At 69.5% G+C, this 14,121-nt stretch carries 15 protein-coding genes; 6 read left to right on the forward strand and 9 right to left on the reverse strand.

Annotation, left to right across the window (positions count from 1 at the left end):
- Nucleotides 1–38: 38 nt before the first annotated feature.
- Nucleotides 39–617: a YSC84-related protein gene (locus K206_RS0120545; RefSeq protein WP_029043872.1), complete on the reverse strand. Its 579-nt coding sequence runs from the start codon at nt 615–617 to the stop codon at nt 39–41.
- 350 nt (nt 618–967) lie between these two features.
- Between K206_RS0120545 and K206_RS0120550 the strand changes: the two genes are divergently transcribed.
- Together K206_RS0120550 and K206_RS0120555 are read left to right on the forward strand one after the other, a co-directional pair.
- Entirely contained in the window at nt 968–1,369 is a 402-nt protein-coding gene (locus K206_RS0120550; RefSeq protein WP_020204273.1) for a hypothetical protein, read from the forward strand.
- Between the two features lie 81 nt (nt 1,370–1,450).
- Nucleotides 1,451–1,699, forward strand: a complete 249-nt coding sequence (locus K206_RS0120555; protein ID WP_020204274.1) for a DUF6388 family protein — start codon at nt 1,451–1,453, stop codon at nt 1,697–1,699.
- A gap of 65 nt (nt 1,700–1,764) precedes the next feature.
- Here K206_RS0120555 and K206_RS0120560 read toward each other — a convergent pair whose 3' ends face one another.
- The 3 genes from K206_RS0120560 to K206_RS0120570 all read right to left on the reverse strand — a co-directional run bounded on the left by K206_RS0120560 (nt 1,765) and on the right by K206_RS0120570 (nt 4,602).
- On the reverse strand, nt 1,765–3,165 hold the full coding sequence (locus K206_RS0120560; RefSeq protein WP_020204275.1) for an FAD-containing oxidoreductase: 1,401 nt from the start codon (nt 3,163–3,165) through the stop codon (nt 1,765–1,767).
- A 50-nt stretch (nt 3,166–3,215) separates the two neighbouring features.
- A complete protein-coding gene (locus tag K206_RS0120565; protein ID WP_020204276.1) occupies nt 3,216–4,049 on the reverse strand; it encodes an aldo/keto reductase in 834 nt (277 codons plus the stop codon).
- A 160-nt stretch (nt 4,050–4,209) separates the two neighbouring features.
- On the reverse strand, nt 4,210–4,602 hold the full coding sequence (locus K206_RS0120570) for a tautomerase family protein (RefSeq protein ID WP_020204277.1): 393 nt from the start codon (nt 4,600–4,602) through the stop codon (nt 4,210–4,212).
- A gap of 146 nt (nt 4,603–4,748) precedes the next feature.
- Here K206_RS0120570 and K206_RS0120575 point away from each other — a divergent pair, with 146 nt between their 5' ends.
- Entirely contained in the window at nt 4,749–5,633 is an 885-nt protein-coding gene (locus K206_RS0120575) for a LysR family transcriptional regulator (protein WP_020204278.1), read from the forward strand.
- 34 nt (nt 5,634–5,667) lie between these two features.
- Here the strand turns inward: K206_RS0120575 and K206_RS0120580 are convergent, their stop codons facing one another.
- The 4 genes from K206_RS0120580 to K206_RS0120595 all read right to left on the reverse strand — a co-directional run bounded on the left by K206_RS0120580 (nt 5,668) and on the right by K206_RS0120595 (nt 10,936).
- Nucleotides 5,668–6,354, reverse strand: coding sequence for a Fe2+-dependent dioxygenase (locus K206_RS0120580; RefSeq protein WP_020204279.1), 687 nt, complete (start codon nt 6,352–6,354; stop codon nt 5,668–5,670).
- A gap of 99 nt (nt 6,355–6,453) precedes the next feature.
- Nucleotides 6,454–8,652: a TonB-dependent siderophore receptor gene (locus K206_RS0120585; protein ID WP_029043873.1), complete on the reverse strand. Its 2,199-nt coding sequence runs from the start codon at nt 8,650–8,652 to the stop codon at nt 6,454–6,456.
- 347 nt (nt 8,653–8,999) lie between these two features.
- A complete protein-coding gene (locus K206_RS0120590; protein WP_020204281.1) occupies nt 9,000–9,983 on the reverse strand; it encodes a tripartite tricarboxylate transporter substrate binding protein in 984 nt (327 codons plus the stop codon).
- Nucleotides 9,984–10,453: 470 nt separating this feature from the next.
- Nucleotides 10,454–10,936, reverse strand: coding sequence for a DUF2147 domain-containing protein (locus tag K206_RS0120595; RefSeq protein ID WP_020204282.1), 483 nt, complete (start codon nt 10,934–10,936; stop codon nt 10,454–10,456).
- 823 nt (nt 10,937–11,759) lie between these two features.
- On the opposite strand from K206_RS0120595, the gene K206_RS43010 reads away from it, so the two are divergent.
- The 3 genes from K206_RS43010 (at nt 11,760) to K206_RS44675 (ending at nt 13,556) form a co-directional block, all read left to right on the forward strand.
- A complete protein-coding gene (locus K206_RS43010; RefSeq protein ID WP_155888160.1) occupies nt 11,760–12,125 on the forward strand; it encodes a hypothetical protein in 366 nt (121 codons plus the stop codon).
- A gap of 598 nt (nt 12,126–12,723) precedes the next feature.
- Nucleotides 12,724–13,260 carry a histone H1-like DNA-binding protein gene (locus K206_RS41760; protein WP_081651466.1) on the forward strand — a complete coding sequence of 179 codons (537 nt, stop codon included), beginning with the start codon at nt 12,724–12,726 and terminating at the stop codon, nt 13,258–13,260.
- Between the two features lie 173 nt (nt 13,261–13,433).
- Nucleotides 13,434–13,556, forward strand: coding sequence for a hypothetical protein (locus K206_RS44675; RefSeq protein ID WP_020423854.1), 123 nt, complete (start codon nt 13,434–13,436; stop codon nt 13,554–13,556).
- Nucleotides 13,557–13,635: 79 nt separating this feature from the next.
- Here the strand turns inward: K206_RS44675 and K206_RS0120610 are convergent, their stop codons facing one another.
- Nucleotides 13,636–14,103: a membrane protein gene (locus tag K206_RS0120610; protein WP_020204285.1), complete on the reverse strand. Its 468-nt coding sequence runs from the start codon at nt 14,101–14,103 to the stop codon at nt 13,636–13,638.
- Between the last annotated feature and the right edge of the window lie 18 nt (nt 14,104–14,121).

The raw sequence follows: 14,121 nt of genomic DNA on the forward strand, positions 1-14,121 counted from the left end.
CTGCCCTGTGGCAGCCCGGCCCCGTCCGCGCCGCTGGCTCAGATGTCGAGCTTGCTGATCTTCGAGCCTTCCAGCGACAGGCCCGCCATCAGGCCGGCGTTGGTCACGACGAAGCCGACGATCGGCTGCTGGGCGGTGTTGGTGTCGATGGTGCCGTTGGCGCCGATGGTGGCCAGCGCCACGGTGGCGTCGCCGCCCACGGTCCAGCCGCTGCTGTTGACGAACTTGTCGAGCGCGTCCTGGGTCATGAACATCAGGATGATGGCCTTGGACTGCGCGCCGATCTGCCAGCCCACCGAACCCGAGATGATGCGGTAGTAGCCGCGCGTGGCGCCGCCCGTGCGCAGCGCGCCGTCGCCGTACTCGCCGCCGATCACGAAGCCGGCCGACAGCGTGTTGGGGAACACCAGGATGCCGCGCGCGCGGTTGGCGAGCTGGCGCGAGCTGCCCGCCGTGGCGTACAGCTTGTTGAGGGCGCCATCCACGCCGCCATCGATCTCGCGGCGCTTGGCCGCCTTGTCGGTGGGCGCGCTCGGCGTGGTGGTGCAGGCGCCCAGCAAGCCCGAAGAAGCCACTATCAGTCCTGCCCCTGCCGTCAGAAACGATCTGCGTTCCATACTCACTCTCCTGATTGTTTTACCTCACACTGCGTCCATACCCCGGAGCGAACCGCGCACTCCCCGTGCTCAAGGATAGGCGTAATCGGCACTTGTAGAAATGTGAATCGCGCACGAACATGCGGCGTTGGCTTTTCCCGGCGTGCCGTCCAAACCTCTGCGTTTCTGGAGAAATATACAAGGCAAGCGGCGCAAGCGGTGTAGGACGAAACTGCAATTTGCGGCGGGACCGTCCTACAAAGCGGCGGCGGTGTGCGGCAGTTTGCGGCCCGTTCGCCGCCTGTCCGCCATCCATACGCCGCCTGTCCGCGCGGGCAGGAACCCCGCGGCGCCGCGCCGGTCCATGAAGCATGAAATCCGTTCTCGCCCTCATCCCCGTCACCCTGCTGGCCGCCGCCTGCGCTTCGCGCCCGCCCGCAGCCGATCCCCAGGCCCAGGAGCAGGCCAATGCGCAGTGGCAGTCACTGCGCGCGGACTACACCAACTGCGCGCGGGAACAGGCCGACGCCGGCCTGCCCGGCCGCGGCTCGCCGCAGGACCTGGCCGGCGCCGCGCTCAAGGCGTGCCAGTCCAGGCTCGACGCCATGCGCGGCGCGTTCCGCGACTACCTCGATGCGCAGATGGTGTCCTCGCACGGCCACGACAGCGCGCGCCAGGCCGCCGACCGCCTCTCCCGCGACACCGAGGCCAAGACCCGCACCTACCTGGTCCGCTATGTCGAGCGGGAGCGCTACAACGCCGGCCTGCGCTAGCCGCGGCCGGCGCGCCGCCGCTGTGGTGTAATGCGCGGGCATGCCTTCCTCACTCCATTGCGGCCATTGCGGCCATTCCCGATGACTCTCTCTCCCGAACGCCTCCAGCTTGCCCACGAGCGCTTCCTCGCCGACAACCCGGAGGTGGTGTCGCTGCTCAAGGCCATCACCGAGCGCCACGCGCGCGCGGCCGGCATGAGCGTGGAGGCCTTCCAGCGCGACGAGCTCGAGCGCGCCATCGGCCGCGAGGCGCGGCAGCGGCGCATGACCGCCGCCGAGCTGCTGCTGGTCTACCTGGGCGAGCGCGCGGCGCCGGCGCCGCGCCGCTGAGCCGCCGCCGGCGCCTGTCCGGCATCACCACTCGCCAGCGACAGGTTAGCCTTGGTCCACCGCCTTCAGGCCGCCGGCGCCAGCGGGCGCAGCTCGCCGAGCATGGTCGGCACCAGCTCGGACACCGTGGGATGGACATGCACGGCGCGCTGCAGCACGGTATAGGGCGCGCGCGCGTACATGGTGTCGAGCACGCCGTGGATGACCTCGTCGCCGCCCACGCCCAGCACCGCCGCGCCCAGGATTTCGCGGCTGTCGGCATCGACCAGGATCTTCATGAAGCCCTGCGTCTCACCTTTCTCCACGGCGCGGGCCACGCGCGTCATCGGGCGCATGCCCACCAGCACGCGGCGGCCGGACGCGCGCGCCTGCTGCTCGGTCATGCCGGCGCGGCCCAGCGGCGGGTCGGTGTAGAGCGCGTAGCACGCAATGCGCTCGCCCACGGTGCGCGGCGCCGCGCCGGGCGCCGCGTCCAGCAGGTTGGCGGCGACGATCTCGAAGTCGTTGTAGGCGGTATGGGTGAAGGCGCCGCGCCCGTTGCAGTCGCCCAGTGCCCAGATGCCCGGCACGCTGGTGCGCAACTGGTCGTCCACCTCGACATAGCCGTGCGCGTCGGTGGCCACGCCGGCGCGCTCCAGGCCCAGGTCGTCGGTGTTGGGGCGGCGGCCCACCGCCAGCAGCACGTGGGAGCCCACCACCTCCGGCGCGCCGTCCGCGCAGGCCATTGTCACCGCCACCTGCTCGCCGCGCCGCGCCAGCGCGATGCATTCGGCGTCCAGGCGCAGGCCGATGCCCTCGGCGGCGAGGATGCCGCGCACCGCCTCCGACACGTCCGCGTCCTCGCGCGGGATCAGGCGCGGGCCGCGCTCCACGATGGTGACTTCGCTGCCGAAGCGGCGGAACATCTGGCCGAACTCCAGCCCGATATAGCTGCCGCCCACCACCAGCAGGTGCGCGGGCAGTTCGTCCAGCCGCATCATGCCGGTGTTGGTGAGGTAGTCCACCTGGTCCAGCCCCGGCATCGGCGGGGCCGAGGCGCGCCCGCCCACGTTGATGAAGATCTGCCCCGCGCGCAGCACGGCGTCGCCCACGCGCACGGTGTCGGGGCCCTCGAAGCGCGCGTGGCCGAGATGGACCGCGACGTTTTCCAGGCCGCGCATCCAGGCCTCCACGCCGTGGCTGGAGCGGGCGACGATGCCATCCTTGCGCGCCTTGACGCGCGCCATGTCGACCGTGACCGGGCCGCCCACGGCCACGCCGAAATCGGCGCCGCGCCGCGCCAGGTGGGCGGCATATGCGCTGGCCACCATCGCCTTGGTCGGGGTGCAGCCGTCGTTGACGCAGGTGCCGCCGAAGGCCCGGCGCTCGATCACGGCCACCTTGCGCCCGGCCGCGGCCAGGCGCGCGGCGAGCGAGGGGCCGGCCTGGCCGGAGCCGATGATGATGGCGTCGTAGTCGATGGGCATGGCGGCTTCCTTGGCTGGCGCGAAGGCGGCGCGGGCCGCCGCGCCGGGGATCAGAGCATTTCCAGCGGGCGCGGGCCGCGCGGCGGCGGGAAGGCGGCGTCGAGCTCGGCCAGCTGCGCCGGCGAGAGCCGCCGCGCCAGCGCGCCGTGGTTCTCGCGCAGGCGTTCGCGGTGGCTGGTCTTGGGGATGGCGATGACGTCGTCGCGCGCCAGCAGCCAGGCCAGCGCGGCCTGGGCCGGGCTCATGCCGTGCTGCTCGGCGAAGCGGGCCAGGCGCGGGTTGCGCAGCAGCGCCGCCTGCTCGACCGGCGAGTAGGCCATCAGCGGCACGTGGTGGCGCCGCAGCCAGGGCAGCAGGTCCCACTCGATGCCGCGCCGCGTGAGGTTGTAGAGCAGTTGGTTGACCGCCGTCTGCTCGCCGCCGGGCACGCGCCACAGCGCTTCCATGTCGCCGAGGTCGAGGTTGCTGACGCCGAAATGGCGGATCTTGCCGGCCTGCCGCAGCGCCTGGAAGGCGGCCACGGTCTCCGCCAGCGGCACGCCGCCGCGCCAGTGCAGCAGGTAGAGATCAATGCGGTCGGTGCCGAGCCGGCGCAGGCTGCGCTCGCAGGCCGCCACCGCGTCCTTGCGGCCGGCGTTGTGCGGATAGACCTTGCTGACCAGGAAGACCTCGTCGCGGCGCCCGGCGATGGCCTCGCCGACCAGCGCTTCCGAGCGGCCTTCGCCATACATCTCGGCGGTGTCGATCAGGCGCAGGCCGAGGTCCAGCCCGAGCCGCAGGGTGGCGAGTTCCTCCGCGCGCGCGGCCGGCTTCTCGCCCATGTTCCAGGTGCCCATGCCCAGCGCGGGAACGGTTTCGCCGCCGGGCAGATTCACGGTTTTCATGCGGTGTCTCGGGTCGTGTGTGACGGTCGGTGGACAGCGGTCGGCGGCGCCGGCGGCGACAGCGACAAGGCAGGCACGGCGCCCGCCTACCCACCCACACTAGCCAAGGACGGCGCGATGCACAAGGCGCGCCGTTCGGGCCTGGCCGGGTCAACCGGGCTCAACCGTGATGGTAGCGGTATTCCTGGGTCAGGCCGCCGTAGCCGTAGGTGGCCGCGCGCGCGTCGATCACGTGGATGTACGAGACCGGGTGCACGTTGCCGACCAGCTCGGCCAGGGCCTCGAACGCCTCGCGCAGGAACTGCGCCTTCTCCGCCTTGGTGTTGGTCTCGTCGGTCACGCTGATGTCGAGGTGGAAAGCGTTGCGCCCCTGCTCCGACAGCGGCGCGCCGCCGATGATCCAGGCGTCGTGGTCCACGTACTGCACGGCCACGGCGATCACCTCGGGTTTCTTGCCGAGCACGCGGCGGGTGACGTCGGCCACGGCGGCGGCGGCGCGGCGGGTGAGGGCGGCATCGGGCTTGCCGGAGATCTGCAGGTTGATGTGGGGCATGGCTGGCTCCTTGGGTCTGGGAGGCGGCCCCGGGACGGGGCTGCCGGAGATACCAGTCTAGGGTTTGGCGTGCCATCGGAAAAACGGGAATTTGCGATACCATCCATCGTCAATACCGAAATATGCGAAACCCGCGGGAGGCCGCCATGCGCGCGCTGGAACTCGATCAACTACGCACCTTCGTCACGGTGGCGGACGCCGGCAGCCTGTCCGCCGCGGCGCCGCGGCTGTTCCTGTCGCAGTCGTCGGTCAGCGAGCAGTTGCGCAAGCTCGAGGAGCGCGCCGGCGTGCCGCTGCTGGTGCGCGGCAAGCAGGGCGCGGCGCCGACGCCGGCCGGCCTGCGCCTGCTGGCGCACGCGCGCCGCATCCTGGCGCTGTCCGAGCTGGCCTTGCAGGACCTGCGCGGCCATACGCTCGACGGCGAGCTGCGGCTGGCCGTGACCGACTACTTCCGGCCCGGCGAGATCGCCGGCATGCTGCGCCGGCTGCGCGAGCGCTATCCCCGCCTGCGGCTGCACGTGACCGTGATGAAGAGCGGCATGATCGAGGCCGGCGCGCAGAGCGATGCGTTCGACATCGGTTTGTCGATGCGGCTGCCGGGCGCGCGCAAGGCGGCAGCCGGCCGCGGCGAGCGCGGCGCGGTGCTGCGCCGCGAGGCGCTGGCCTGGGTGGCGGCGCCGGGCGAGAGCGGGGCGCTGGACGCGCCGCTGCCGCTGGTGCTGCTGCCCGATACCTGTTCGCTGCACCAGTACGTGGTGCAGATGCTGCGGCGGCGCCGGCTCGACTACGTGGTGGCGCATTCCGCCTCGGGCGTGGCCGGGCTGCAACTGGCGCTGGCGGCGGGCCTGGGCCTGTCGTGCCTGAACGAGTCCGCCATCGGCCCCGGCGTGGCGCGCATCGACGCCGCCACCGCCGCCCGGCTGCGGCTGCCGGCGCTGCCGGCGGCCGAATTCTTCCTGCTGCCCGCGCGCGCCGGCGAGGCGCCGCTGGTGGGGCAGGTGCGCGCCGCGCTGGCCGAGCAGTTCGCCTGAGTGGTGGTGGTGGTGCGGCGCTACGCGCGCGCGGTCAGGTCTCGGACCACTGGCGCAGCAGGTTGTGGTAGCAGCCCACCAGCGAGCGCCGCGCGCCTTCGTCGGCGCCGGTCTGGTTCAGCTTCTGGATCGCGTTGTCGAGGTCGAACAGCAGCGCGCGCTGCGCGTCGTCGCGGATCAGGCTCTGGATCCAGAAGAAGCTGGCCACGCGCACGCCGCGCGTGATGGGCGTGACCTGGTGCAGGCTGGTGGCCGGGTAGACCACCATGTCGCCGGCCTCGAGCTTGACGCTGTGCACGCCGTAGGTGTCCTCGACCTGCAGCTCGCCGCCGTCGTAGCTGGCCGGGTCGCTCAGGAACAGCGTGGCGGAGATGTCGGTGCGCAGCTTGCGGCCGTTGTGCGGGTGGATGCGCACGCTGCCGTCCACGTGGGCGCCGAACGTCATGCCCTCGCCGTAGCGGTTGAACATCGGCGGGTAGACGATGTTGGGCAGCGCCGCGCTGATGAACAGCGGGTTGCGCTCCAGCATGGCGAGGATCAGCTGCTGGCACTGCGCGGCCGTCTCGGAGCGCTCGTCGATCTGCTGGTTGAACTTGACGGGAGCGCCGGAGTAGCCGGCGGTGACGCGGCCGTCGACCCAGGCCTCGCCGGCCGAATCGAGCTGCTGGCGCAGCATGGCGAGCTGCTCCGCGTTGAGGACCTTGGGAATGCAGACAAGCATGGCGATCTCGGCAGGGTGGTGCGCGGGCGCCGCCGGGGAAGGCGGCGCCGCGTGGCGTGACTGGACGTCACGCCACTTTACCTCAGCGCATGGCTGCGCTTACATGCGATAGGTGAACGACAGCATGGCGGTGCGGCCGGTGCCCGGCACCGAGCGGCCGCCGTCGGACTGGATCAGCGCGTCGTAGTACTTCTTGTCGAAGATGTTGAACAGGTTCAGGCGCACGTCGTACTTGGGCTGGTGGTAGGCCACCATGCCGTCCCAGCGCACGAAGCCGCCGACCTGGGTGGTGTCGGTGTTGTTGGCGTAGCGCTGCGACATATAGAAGGCGCCGCCGCCGACTTCCCAGCTCGGCAGGATGTTGTAGCTGGTCCACGCCGTGGCGGTGTGCTTGGGCGTGTTGCCCGGGATCTTGCCCTGCGTGCCCGAGGCGATGCCGTTCTCGATCACCGCGTTGAGGTAGGTGTAGCCGGCGAAGACCTGCCACTTCGGCGTGATGCGGCCGGTGGCGCCGAAGCGCACGCCGTCGACCTGGATCTTGCCGGTCAGCGCGTAGGTGGTGGCGTCGATCTGGCTGCGCGCGTTGTCCTTGGTGATGCGGAAGATGGCCGAGGTCAGCGACAGGTCGCCGCCGGCCAGGTCCCACTTGCCGCCGGCCTCGTACGACTTGTTCTTTTCCGGGTCGAGGTTGGTCTGGCCGACGGTGCCGGTCAGTTGCTCCAGCGACGGGTTGAACGAGGTGCCGTACGACACATAGTAGGACTGCGCCTCGGTCGGCTGCCAGATGCCGCCCAGCCGCACGCTGGTGAAGTTGACGGTCTGCTGGGCATTGGCCAGCGCGGTGTTGCCGGCGGTGTTCTGCGAGTTGATGGAGTTGCTGATGCTGGCGATGTAGCGGTCATAGCGCAGGCCGGCCACCAGCTTCCATTGCTTGGTGAACTCGATCGAGTCGTTGGCGTAGACGGCGATGGTGTTGGCCGAGGCGCCCTGCAGGTTGCCCGGCGTGGTGATCGCGCTCGACGGCGAGTCCTGATAGACCGGGTCGATCACCGGCACGCACGCGACGAAGCCCTTGCACGGGCCGGCGGGGTTGCCGCGCGCGTAGGCCTGGTTGTCGTAGCCGTCGTGGCCGATTTCCACGCCGGTCAGCAGCGTGTGCTTGATGAAGCCGGTCTCGAACTTGGCGGTCAGCTCGGTCTGGTTGAAGATCGAGTAGTCGCGGATGTTGCGGTCGTGGCTCTGCTGGCGCACGAACAGCGCCGACAGCGGCAGGTTGGTGGTGGTCAGCGGCGTGTAGACGCCGTTGGCGATCGAGCCGACCGACTGCGGCGCGGTCTCGCGCGCGTCGGTCTCCACGTAGTTGAACTGGGTCTGGTTGCGCAGGCGCAGGTTCGGCGAGAACTTGTGGTCGACGCCGGCGGACAGCGCCACGATGTCCTGGCGCGTGTAGTCGTTGTTGTTGCCGTAGTAGGTGTTGCGGTTGACGTTGACCGGGTGGCCGTTGATGGCCGGCAGGCCGTAGTCGGGCATGTCCTCGTTGTGCTGCAGCAGCGCGGACAGGGTGATCTCGGTGGAGGTGCCGATACCGTACTTCCACGACGGCGCGATGCCGAAGTCCATCGCGCGCATCTCGTCGCGCGTGCTGGGCTTGCCGTCCTGCGCCATCGCCGAGATGCGGAACGCGGAGGTGTCGCCGGTCGGCGTGTTGACGTCGGCGGTGGCGCGCACCATGCCGTTGGTCGTGACCGAGCCGGTCACGGTGGTCGCGGCCTTGAGCGACGGCTTCTTGGTGACCTGGTTGATCACGCCGCCGGTCGAGCCGCGGCCGAACAGCATCGACGACGGGCCCATCAGCACTTCGACCGAATCCAGCGCGAAGACGTCGCGGTAGTACTGGCCGCGGTCGCGGAAGCCGTCGAGGTAGATGTCGGTGCGCGCGGAGAAGCCGTTGAGGTTGATGTTGTTGCCGATCTGGCCGCCCTCGGCGCCGCCGATGGTGATGCCCGGCACGTTGCGCAGCGCGTCGGCCAGCGAGGTGGCGCCCTGCGCGTCGATCAGCGCCTTGTTCACCACCGTCACCGATTGCGGGACGTCGCGCAGGTCTTCGGGCAGCTTGCTGACCGAGTTCTTCACCGCGCCGTAGTCATCGGTGGCGCGGCCGCCCTGTATCACCACTTCCCTGAGCGTTGCCGGAGGCTGGCCGGTGGCGGGAGCGGGCGGGGCCGTCTGGGCCAGGGTGACAACGGGAGTGGCAAAGAGCGCGAGCAGCGCGGTCGCGATCGGAGTGCGGCGGGTCATGTCGTTTCTCGGTTCCGGTACGGCCATTGGGGCGAGCTGGCTGGCAGCGGACGGAAGTTGCATGCCTGTGGTTCGGCCAACGGCGGGGGCAAAAAGGTTGGGCGAGCCGGAATATAAATGCGAATGATTAGCGTTGCAATTCAGCTTTGCTTTTTCATCACAGACATTAGTCGCCATGCTTCAATGTCTTTATCAAAGGACAAAGTCATTACATGAAGTTACACAAGCTCACAAATGCCTTACAAAGCGGCGCCTGCGTCTCAATCCGTAAACAAAAAAAGGCCTGCATGTAGCAGGCCTGGTACAGACATTTGCCGCCACCCGGGGCGGGGGCAAAAAAATTTTTCTTAATCCGCCGTCATATTGGCGGCCTTGGCGATCCGTCCGAGCCGTTCGCGCTCGGACTTGATGAAGGCGACGAAGCTCTCCTGCGAGCCGCCGGCCGGCTCGATGCCGTTGGGGATCAGGCGGTCGCGCGTCTCCTGCGTCTGCATGGCGGCGCTCATCTCGGCGTTCATCTTCTTCAGGATGGCCGGGTCGGTGCCCTTGGGCGCGAAGATGCCGGCCCAGTGCCCGATGCGCACTTCCGGCATGCCCTGCTCGGCGGTGGTCGGGATGTTGGGCGCCGCGCTCATGCGCTTGTCCCAGGTCGCGCCCAGCGCCTTGAGCTTGCCGGCCTTGATGTTGGGCAGCACCACCACGCTCGCTTCCGAGGTGGCCGCGACCTGGCCGCCGATCACGGCGGTGATGCTCTCCGAGCCGCTCTTGTACGGCACCACGGTCAGCACCGCGCCTTTCTCCTTGAGCATCTCCTCGACGAAGTGCGGCGTGCTGCCGCTGCCCGCGGTGGCGAAGTTGGCGCCGGCCGCGCCCTGCTTCTTCGAGTACTCCACCAGCTCCTTGAGGTTGTTCACCGGCAGCGAGGGCGAGGCCACGATCACCGAGGGGCTCACCGCGACCAGCGACACGGGGATCAGGTCGTCCGGCGCGTAGGGCATCTTGGTGCGGATCAGGCTGTTGGTGACGGTGCCCACGGCGCCCACCAGGAAGGTGTAGCCGTCCGGCTTGGCCTTGGCCACGTAGTCCGCGCCGACCACGCCGCCGGCGCCGGGACGGTTCTCGATCACCACGGTCTGGCCGAGCCGCTTGCCGACCGCGTCGGCGGCGGCCCGCGCCACGAGATCGTTGGCGCCGCCCGCGGTGAACGGCACCACGAACTTGATGACGTGCGTGGGCCAGGCATCGGCGGCGCGCGCGGGCGCGGCGAGGCTCGTGGCGAACAGTGCGGGCGCGGCGAGGGCCAGCGCGCGGCTGGCGGTGGAAATGCGCATGGTTGTCTCCAATGGTCTTGGTCTTGGTACCGATCCTGGTACCGGCTCTGGCATGAGTGCCGGCGCTCGGCCGCGCCGGATGCCGGATGTCGTGGCCCGGCTTTTTTTCTCGCGGGCAAGCTCCGGCCTGCGAGCGATGATAAACAGCAAAGCTGTCAATTTGCTGAACCCGCCGGCGGACCCGCGGCGGCGTCTCCGCGATTGTCGGCGATGCGCGCGCGGTGCGTGGTGTGGTGTGTCGCGGTGGTGTGCAGCCTGCCGTTCGCGGCGGCGTCGTGGACGCGCTTCGCGCGGTGCGATGCGCAGAGCGAAGCGCGAGGCGCGAGGCGCGAAGCGGGGGGGAGATACGACGGGTGCGGGAAGTGCCGCAAGTGCGGCGCGGGAAAGGCGGCGTGGATGCCGGCCGCCGGCGGCGATGGCGCGCGCCGGCGCGGGTGCCGGTACGGGTGCCGGCGCGCGCGGGCGGCGCGTTAGTGCTCGCGCTCCCAGGTCTGGGTGCGGCCCAGCAGGCTGATGCCGATGAAGCCGCGCACGTTGAGCTTGTTGCCGTCGTCCGCGAGCGACATGCGGGTCTTGTAGACCTTGCCGTTCTCGGGGTCGAGGATCTCGCCGCCGCCCCATTCGTTGTCGCCGGTCTTGCGCACGCCGGTGATGATGGTCAGGCCGATGATGGGCTGGTCGCGGCGCGCGTCGGTGCACTTGTCGCACACCTTGGACTTGCCTTCCGCGTCGACGAAGCTCTTGACCAGCCTGCCGCTGTAGACGCCGTTGCTCTCGGTGATCTCCACCAGGCCGCGCGGCTTGCCGGTGTTGTCGTCGATGGTCTTCCACGAGCCGGCGGGCGAGGCCTGGGCCAGTGCCGCGGCGCTGGCCAGCAGCGCGCCGGCGAGCACGGCGAGCCGGGCCGCCGTGACGGCGGCGCGCGCGGTGCGTCGGGGGGCAGAAAAGTGCATCGGGTTCTCCTCTCTCAGGTTGGTGCGCGCGACCGCGCGGCACGGTCACGCCAATCTACTGGCGAAGGGCGCCTGCCGCAATGCGCGGGCGTCGTTTGCGCACGCACCAGGCGGACCTTTGCCGCTGCCCGGAAACCGGCGCGGTTGCTGGCGCCCGGGGTATTTTGTCGTGCAGCAAAACCGGCCCTTTCCGGGTCTCCGAAGCAATCCTCTAGGCGTTCGTTTCAAGTGCGGGCAGCGTGCCGCGCGCCGGCATCGCGGGCGCGTTCGCGGGCGCTCGTCGCACCATGCGCCCGCATCGCCCGCCGCGCGTCGCGCGTCGCGGACGACGCCGGAGAACATCGCGCCGGACCGCGCGCAGTCGGACCATTGCCGGACCGTTGCCGGCACGCATGCCGATGGATGCGGAGCGGCGCCCGCCGGCCGCATCGATGCGGCGGCGCTCGCGTCGCGAGAGCGCATGCGTTCATCGGCGGGCGCGCATCGACGGCGCAGCGGATGCGAGGCGAGCGGAAGACGGCGGCAAGACGAACACGAAGCGATGCACGCCGACGCGGACCGACACCAATCGCGTTGCGCATGACGATGTGCGAAGCCGGTTCGTCGTGCTCGCGTCGCGAGGAAGACGGGCAGACCGTTGCGTCGACGCATCACTGCGCGCGCTGTGCGAGCGAGCGCGCGGCGTGCCCGCGCGGCGCGTGCGCCGACGCTGCGCCGAGACGCGATGGCGAGGCGCCGCGCATGGTGCCGCGGCATGCTTCGTCGCGCGCCGTCGCGACGTTGCGTGGCACGCGCGCGCCACCGATGCGCTCGCGCGCCGCGCTTGCCCGAGCGTATTGCCGCTTCCCGCAAAGCCTTTGCCGGTGCGGCTTTCCGGGATGACGTCAGCGGCGGTGAAGAGGCCGCGCATGCGCGCCGGCAGCGCGTGCGGCGAAGCGCGCGAGGAAAAATCCGAAGCATCGCGGCAAGGGTTCCGCGCTCTCGCGATGCCGCTTTTCTTGTCGCGTCAGCGGGCTCGCGCGAGGCGATTTCGCATGCGATGGAACGCGTCGAGAGCGCGTCGCGCGCAGGTGAAGCGCAGGCCGGCGAAGCGCTGCGATGGCGACGAAGAAGTTGTCATGCGCGCGCGCGTGTTTTTTTGCACTTTTTTCTTAACATCGCCGAACAAACGAATTATGATTCGCCTTGACAAGAGTCTCACTTCATTGCATGGCCGTGGTCGTAGTCGTAGTTGGCAGGATCGAAGCAAGCTCGAACGATGATGTCGGACGCGATGCTTCACGATGAGCGATGCGCTCCGCCACGATAAGCGCCCCCCGCTTCGATGCAATGAGACAGGTAGCTCAGGAGCACCAGAACTTTGACGCAGACCAAGCCGTACTGGTTTTCTAAAACGCGTGCAGTCTCCTTTGGCCCAGTAGCGGGATGGGCGAACTACCCCCAGACGAATGCAGACCGTGGTGCGCGTGGCCTAGCCCGCATCGCGGCAATGCCGGCCGATATCTCTTCTATTGATGCTGCGCGCCGATCCGGCGGATGGCGCGGGCAGACCGAATATTCCAGGGCGCGGCAAGCGTCAGAAGCCCGGTTGCGGGCTCCGCTTGACCACATTCGCACCGCGCGCCGCGGTGCCCCTGCCACCGAATTCATTAGCGTGCGGACGCAGTGTTGCCGTGCGCCGATGAATCGCTCGCTCGATTGGGGTCGCAGCGCTGTATCGCGCCTCGGGTCGGTCGGGTCGCCAACTTAGGTCATTCGATATTCACTCTCTAGTGAAGGAGTTATCCATGGCAACGACTGCAAAGAAGAAACCGGCGGCCAAGAAAGCCGCCAAGCCTGCTGCCAAGAAGGCAGCAGCCCCGGCCAAGAAGGCCGCAGTGAAGAAGGTCGCCGCCAAGAAGGTCGTGGCGAAGAAGGCTGCACCGGCCAAGAAGGCTGCGCCGGCGAAGAAGGCTGCTGCCAAGAAGGTCGTAGCGAAGAAGGCAGCGCCGGCCAAGAAGGTCGCCGCCAAGAAGGTCGTAGCGAAGAAGGCCGCACCGGCCAAGAAGGCTGCTGCCAAGAAGGTCGTGGCGAAGAAGGCCGCACCGGCCAAGAAGGTTGCCGCCAAGAAGGCTGCGCCGGCCAAGAAGGTTGCTGCTGCCAAGAAGGCCGCACCGGCCAAGAAGGCTGCTGCCAAGAAGGCCCCGGCCAAGAAGGCTGCCGCCAAGAAGGCTGCGCCTGCTGCCAAGCCTGCCGCTGCGCCTGCTGCCGCGCCCGCAACGACCTCGAAGACCGTGCTGAACCCGGCCGCTGCATGGCCGTTCCCGACGGGCACCCGTCCGTAAGCCGTGCCGCTGACGGATTCCTGCGGGAATCCCCAAGGCACGCAGCGCGTGCCGCACTGACCGGATACGCGGTATCCGGTCTGCAAGACGCCAGTCTTGCCAACCCGCCGACGGCGCAAGCCCGGCGGGTTTTTTCATGCCCGCGCGGACCGGCGCAGCGCGGCGCAGGGCCAATGAAAAAGGCGCCGCTCCGTGTGGGAGCCGGCGCCTCGGCGAGCGGCCTGGCGGGCCTGCGGGTGAACCCGCAGATGGACCCGCAGATGGACCCGCTGGTGGACCCGCTGGTGGACCCGTAGGTGGACCGCTGGTGGATCTCTCCGTATGCCGCCGCGGCAGGGCCCCGCAACGGCGTCAGGATCGTCCTAGGGTAACTTCCTAGTGGGTGACGCGGGTGGTGCCGCCCGAGGACAGCAGGCGCACGCGCTCGCCCGGGCGGAAGGCTTCGTCGGCGTCCTGCACGATCGCGCGCATCTCGCCGTTGTCGAGCTTGACGGTGATCTCCAGGCCACGGCGCTGGTTGATCCGGTTTTCCGCCGCGCTGCCGGCGATGCCGCCGAGCACGGCGCCGAGCACGCCGGCCGCGACCGAGCCGCCGCCGCTGCCGATGGTGCTGCCCGCGGCGATGCCGCCGATCGCGCCGCCGGCGATGGTGCCGGCGCCGGTCTGCTCACCCTGGATCAGCACTTCGCGCACGCTCTCGACCACGCCAAAGCGCAGGATCTGCTCGCGCTGCGCCTGGCCCGGCGTGTAGATGCTGGCGGAGTTCGATTGCGAGGCGCAGCCGGCCACGAGGGTGGCGGCTGCGGCGAGCGCGAGGGCGCTGGTGCGAATCAGGGTATGCATGAGATCGATCCCGGAAAA

It is taken from the genome of Cupriavidus sp. WS, from assembly GCF_000395345.1.
Classification (GTDB): domain Bacteria; phylum Pseudomonadota; class Gammaproteobacteria; order Burkholderiales; family Burkholderiaceae; genus Cupriavidus; species Cupriavidus basilensis_B.

Excerpts from the sequence above, each read along its gene's own strand:
- K206_RS0120545 (WP_029043872.1), bottom strand. The coding sequence starts at position 617 with ATGGAACGCAGATCGTTTCTGACGGCAGGGGCAGGACTGATAGTGGCT.
- K206_RS0120550 (WP_020204273.1), top strand. The coding sequence starts at position 968 with ATGAAATCCGTTCTCGCCCTCATCCCCGTCACCCTGCTGGCCGCCGCC.
- K206_RS0120555 (WP_020204274.1), top strand. The coding sequence starts at position 1,451 with ATGACTCTCTCTCCCGAACGCCTCCAGCTTGCCCACGAGCGCTTCCTC.
- K206_RS0120560 (WP_020204275.1), bottom strand. The coding sequence starts at position 3,165 with ATGCCCATCGACTACGACGCCATCATCATCGGCTCCGGCCAGGCCGGC.
- K206_RS0120565 (WP_020204276.1), bottom strand. The coding sequence starts at position 4,049 with ATGAAAACCGTGAATCTGCCCGGCGGCGAAACCGTTCCCGCGCTGGGC.
- K206_RS0120570 (WP_020204277.1), bottom strand. The coding sequence starts at position 4,602 with ATGCCCCACATCAACCTGCAGATCTCCGGCAAGCCCGATGCCGCCCTC.
- K206_RS0120575 (WP_020204278.1), top strand. The coding sequence starts at position 4,749 with ATGCGCGCGCTGGAACTCGATCAACTACGCACCTTCGTCACGGTGGCG.
- K206_RS0120580 (WP_020204279.1), bottom strand. The coding sequence starts at position 6,354 with ATGCTTGTCTGCATTCCCAAGGTCCTCAACGCGGAGCAGCTCGCCATG.
- K206_RS0120585 (WP_029043873.1), bottom strand. The coding sequence starts at position 8,652 with ATGACCCGCCGCACTCCGATCGCGACCGCGCTGCTCGCGCTCTTTGCC.
- K206_RS0120590 (WP_020204281.1), bottom strand. The coding sequence starts at position 9,983 with ATGCGCATTTCCACCGCCAGCCGCGCGCTGGCCCTCGCCGCGCCCGCA.
- K206_RS0120595 (WP_020204282.1), bottom strand. The coding sequence starts at position 10,936 with ATGCACTTTTCTGCCCCCCGACGCACCGCGCGCGCCGCCGTCACGGCG.
- K206_RS41760 (WP_081651466.1), top strand. The coding sequence starts at position 12,724 with ATGGCAACGACTGCAAAGAAGAAACCGGCGGCCAAGAAAGCCGCCAAG.
- K206_RS44675 (WP_020423854.1), top strand. The coding sequence starts at position 13,434 with ATGAAAAAGGCGCCGCTCCGTGTGGGAGCCGGCGCCTCGGCGAGCGGC.
- K206_RS0120610 (WP_020204285.1), bottom strand. The coding sequence starts at position 14,103 with ATGCATACCCTGATTCGCACCAGCGCCCTCGCGCTCGCCGCAGCCGCC.